Origin of the sequence: Aromatoleum diolicum, assembly GCF_012910955.1 — a bacterium.
Classification (GTDB): Bacteria; Pseudomonadota; Gammaproteobacteria; order Burkholderiales; family Rhodocyclaceae; genus Aromatoleum; species Aromatoleum diolicum.
Genome location: NZ_WTVQ01000084.1, coordinates 1 through 4,812, shown reverse-complemented (window position 1 = coordinate 4,812; position 4,812 = coordinate 1). Strand labels below are relative to the sequence as shown.

At 71.8% G+C, this 4,812-nt stretch carries 2 protein-coding genes and 1 pseudogene; all 3 read right to left on the bottom strand.

Annotated features, from left to right (window positions below; genetic code table 11):
• Positions 1-2,216 (bottom strand): eCIS core domain-containing protein (locus GPA25_RS24265; protein ID WP_169262792.1); only part of this gene is annotated, 2,216 nt, incomplete at its 3' end.
• The gene (locus GPA25_RS23350) at positions 2,213-4,258 is read right to left on the bottom strand and encodes an ATP-binding protein (protein ID WP_169262791.1); all 2,046 of its coding nucleotides are present in this window, start codon (positions 4,256-4,258) and stop codon (positions 2,213-2,215) included. The genes GPA25_RS24265 and GPA25_RS23350, both read right to left, overlap by 4 nt.
• Positions 4,255-4,812: pseudogene (locus tag GPA25_RS23345) on the bottom strand (hypothetical protein); the annotation flags it as partial. The pseudogene GPA25_RS23345 and the gene GPA25_RS23350, both read right to left, overlap by 4 nt.

The following is a 4,812-nucleotide window of genomic DNA, read 5'->3' as shown; positions in this document are numbered from 1 at the left end:
CCCTTCGGCGAGGGGGCGCCGCATTCCATCGCGACCTGCCACTTGGGCTTGTGCAGGCCCAGCGACCATGGCGACTGCGCGGTGACGGTGGTCAGCGCGTGGTGGAAGGTGGCGTAGTGCTGCGGCCGCACTTCGGTGCCGAAGGACATGATGCCGCCGTTGTGTTCCTTGATCGCGCCGGGCAGATGGACGCCGTTGGCGTCAGTCATCGCCTTGGTCATCGCGTCGTGGTCGACCGGATCGCCGATGCTCGTGCCGCCCGTCACGTACTCGTCATCCACGCCGAAGGCGTGCCCCCATTCGTGGGCAGCAGTGATCATGCGCTCGCCGCCATCGACGATGAGGTCCGCGCGCTGGTCGCTCGCGCGCTTCGGTTGGGTCTGGTCGGCTTCCGATTCGCCGCGCGGCGTGATGGTCACGCGCGTTGCGGTGTTCGCGAAGCCGTTGTTGGCGAGGTAGTCGCGCACCGCGTTGGCGCGCCGTTCGGAGAGGTCGAGGTTGTACTGCTCGGTGCCGGCGGCGCTGGTGTGGCCGACGATCTCGACACGCACTTCCTGATGCGCGGCATTCCCGACCGCGCCGTTGAAACGCGCGATGAATCCGTTGAGCCGGCCAATCGCAGCCCCCGTCAGCACGTCCGAGTTGTAGCCGAACTCGACGGACTGGCGCAGCAGGTCGTACTCCTTCGGCCCGGTGGTCGTGCTGGCGAGCCGCACCGTCTGGTCGGCGGGGTCGGCCTTGCTGCCCGAACCCACTTCGTGCGAGATGTCGAAGGTGCGCAGGCTTTCGCCGGGGGGCGTCTTGAAGATCTCCGCCGTCATGTGGTCGCCGGCGGCCTTTGCGCGCCGGCCGATGTCGAGGGCCACCTGCACCTCGGCGCCCAGCCAGGTCCAGCGCGGCTTGTTGAGGAAGAAGCTGTGCTTGCCGCCCCACGTGGATTCGATCAGCGACTTCAGGTTGGCGAGCCAGGGCGCTTGTTCAGCCGGTGTCCACTGGTAGAGCGACAGCAGCGCGCTGCGCACGATCGCGACGGGGATTGCATTGATGCGGGCGGCGAGCGCGGTGATTTCCGGTGTGGCCGGGAGGTCCGGGTGAGGTGCGACGACGCCCGCGTTCTGCACCAGGGTGTCCTTGAATTCGGCGGCGACGCCCTGCTTGATGTCGAGCACACCCTCGCCTTCGACGGCGTCGGGGCGGTACTGCGCGTCGAAACCGCCGAAACCCGCCGCGCCGACGATGCCCTTCGGCGCGGCCGGATAGGGGCCGGCCTTGGCCCATTTCTCGGCCTTGTCGAGTTCCTTGTTGCACGCGGCCATCGGGTCGGCGGGGTCGCCGCCGCCGCCGAAAAGGTCGTCCCAGAAGTCGCGCTGCAGCTTCGGCGCGGCGCTTTGCGGCCCGCCGGCTTCGGCCTGCTGGCCGACGTGGGCGAGCTCGTGGGCGAGGAGTTCGAGGCCGGCGTCGCTCTCGGGGGCGTAGCTGCCGGCGGAGAAATACACGTCGTTGCCGACGGTGAAGGCGCGGGCGTGCATCTCGAGGCACAGTGCGTCGGCTTCGGCGTCGGTGTGGATGCGTACCGCGGAGAGGTCGCGCCCGAGCTGGCTTTCGAGCTGCGCGCGCAGCTCGGGGTCGAGGGGGGCGCCCTGGCCTTTGCGGGCGGCGACGCGTTGTTCGGTTGCGGCGGGGGCTGCCTTGCCGGCGAGGGCATCGGCGCCGCCCGATGCGCCCTGGCCCGCTTCGTCCTTCTGCGGTCCGGCGCCCGCGGATGCGGCCTCCTTCTCTTCGTTTGCCGCCGCGCGCATCAGCTTGGGCGCGAGCACGGCGTCCTTGGGTGGCGGGGTGATCGCGGGTTCGAGGCTGCCGCGCGGGGCGCCGCCGCAGGTGGGGCACGTTGCCGGCGAGTGGGCACCCGGGTTCATCGGCGAGCGCATTGCGCGACGCACGTTGCCGGCGACCTGGTCCGCTTCCTTCTCGGCAGGATCGTCGGGGTGGCTCACCGCGAGCTTGGCCTGCAGGTAGCCGGGGGCGCCCGCGGGGGATTGCTTCGCGGCGCCGGCCTCGCCTTCCTTGCCCTGCGGCTTGGCGGCGCCTTCCTCGGGTTTCTCGCCTGGGGCCTTGGCTTCGCCCGCCTTCGCTTCGGGCGTGGCGCTCGGCGGCTTCTTGCCGGAGGCCGGCGCCGGAGCAGCCTTGCGGCGTAGTCCGGGGGCGAGACTGCTCATGACGTGCCCCGCGCATGCATCAGCTGCGGTGGCGGGGTGCGGCCGATCTTGCGGTATTCCTCGATCAGCGCGGCCACGAGTTGTTCGGCGGCGATGGGGTGGGTCGTGTCGCCGTCGTGCGGTGCGGCGGGGTCCAGCGCCGCGGCCTGCAGCACCGCGTTGCGGATGTGACCGCCGGGCAGTGTGCAGTAGCTGGCGAGCTGGCGGCACAGGGCGGCGTCGGGGGAGCGCTGCCCCAGGTGCGACTGCCAGATGCGCAGGCGTTCTGCCACGCCCGGCGGAGGAAATTCCATTATGGCATCGAAACGGCGGGTGAAAGCGCTGTCGATGCGGCCGCGGTTGTTACTGGTCAATACGACGATGCCGGGGTGCTGCTCGATGCGCGTCAGCAGGAAGTTGGTGAGCATGTTGGCGTAGCGCTCGCCGGTCTCCTTGCCTTCGCCACGGCGGCCGAACAGGGCGTCGGCCTCGTCGATCAGCAGGATCACGTCGAGCGCGGCGGCTTCGTCGAGCAGGCGGCCGAGGTTCTTTTCCGATTCGCCGATGTACTTGTTCATCACCGCGGAGAGGTCGACGCGGAACAGCGGTGCACCCAGCAGCGTTGCCAGGCGGCTGGCAGCGAGCGTCTTGCCGGCGCCGCTTTCGCCGCAGAACAGCGCGCGCACGCCCGGCGCGGGTTCGGCGAGGCTCGCGCCGAGGCCGTCGCGCAGCTGTTCGCGCTGGCGGCAGCGCGCGACCAGCGCGTCGAAGCGTTCGAGGAGGTCATCGGGCAGCACCAGTTCGTCGGGGCCGACTTCGCGCGTGACCGGTTGCGCGAGCTGGCGCAGGCGTTCGCTGCCGAAGCCGGCGCGCGCGCGGCGCAGGTGGGCGAGGCCGGGCGTTTCGCCGCGCACCCGGGCGTCGAGGCAGACGCGTTCGGCCAGCGTGTGCACGGTGGGGCCGTCGAGCAGCGCGTGGCCGGCGAAGTCGTTTATCTGCGCGTTTACCTGGGCGTCGCTGACGCGGGCGTCGTTGGCGGGCAGCGCGGCGCGCCAGGCGTCGCGGCGTTCGTGGGCGGACAGCGGCGGCAGGTCGATCTCGATCAGCGCCGGGCCTTCGACGGCGCCGTCGCGGCCGGTGACGATCAGCAGCGGCACCGCGAGCGCCGGATGATCGGGCAGCGCGTGGCGTTCGCCGGGGCCGAGCTCCAGCGCGAGCACCGGCAGCCAGCCGGCGTAGCGGCAGGCGGCGGCGAGCGCGGGCTGGCGCAGCCAGGTGGCGGCGTCCATCTGCAGGGGCGGGCGGCCGACCGTGGCGGCGAGGCGTGCGGCGGCGGCGAGTCCGGCCGCGCGTGCGCCGCGGAACACCACGTGCTGGGTGACCCCGCTGCGCAGCATGGTCGTGAGCGACGGAAGCTGCTCGCAGTAGCTGTGCGGCAGCACCGCGTCGCTGACCGGTAGCGGCGCGGTGTCGCGCCACGCGCTGGTGTCGCCGCACAGCAGCGCCCACAGTTCCGGCGCGATCGCGAGATTGCGCGTGGGCATCGGGCCGTCACCGGCGAGTTCAAGGATGCCGGCGCGCACGAGGCGGTGATTGGGCAGTGCAAGCGGCGGCAGCGGGGCGTCGAACAGCGCATCGCTGACCGCAGCGATCAGGTGCAGGCCGGGGCGTAGTGCGCCGGGCGACTGCAGCTCGGCGACGGCCAGGTTCAGCAGATAGCTCGATTCGTTTTCGCCGCACAGCGCGAGCGCGAACCATTCGTGGAGCTGCAGTTTCAGGTCGCTTAGCAAGCGCCCGAGCGGGCCGCGCAGCTGCGGCGCGACGCGCGCGAGTTCGGTGCAGGTCGCATGCCAGTCGTCGCGCGGCGTGCCGAGCAGGGTGGCGAGATCGTCGCCGCCGCTGCTCGCCTGTAGCGCGTCGAACACCGCCGACGGCGCGCCGAGGCTCAGCTTGGCGAAGTGCGTGATGCCGGCGTGGACGAAGGCGCGTGAGAGGCGGGCGCCGTCGAGCTGTGGGTCGCGGAGGGGTTCAGAAGGGGGACGCGGGCTGACAGGTGCGTTCATGGGGCGAAGCCTCCGCTGTCGTAATGGAAGCGCACTACGCGGCCGAGCCAGGGCAGCCAGCCGGGGTCGAGGTCGAGACCGGTGCGGCGGATGTCGAGGTGCGTGTCGCGGTGCACGTCACTGAGGCGCAGATGGACGTCGACGTGGCTGCGGGTCGCGAGGACGCGCGCGGGGCGCTCGGCGAGGGCGGCACGCAGCGCGGCCTCGCCGAAGTGGCGCAATGCCGGGCGCAGCAGGGTGTCCGGATCGCTGCGGGCGGGCAGGCGTGCGAGCACGGCGGCGGGGTCGTCGGCCGTGTCGAGGGCGCAGGCCGCGACGAGGAAGGCCGCGAGCGGCGCGTCGGGGGAAAAATCCAGCGTGCGGGCGAGGCGAACGAGTTCGCGCCAGCCGGCCTGCGGCTCGTCGAGCGCGGCGCGCCAGGCGCGCAGGGTCGGCAGGTTCAGCACGTTGAGCAGGAAGAAGAAACCGCCGCCGCGGGTGTGGAAATCGTGCTCCGCGGCGGGCGGAAAGGTCGCGGGCGAAGCCGCGACGGAGGAGACGGGAGGGGACGTGGG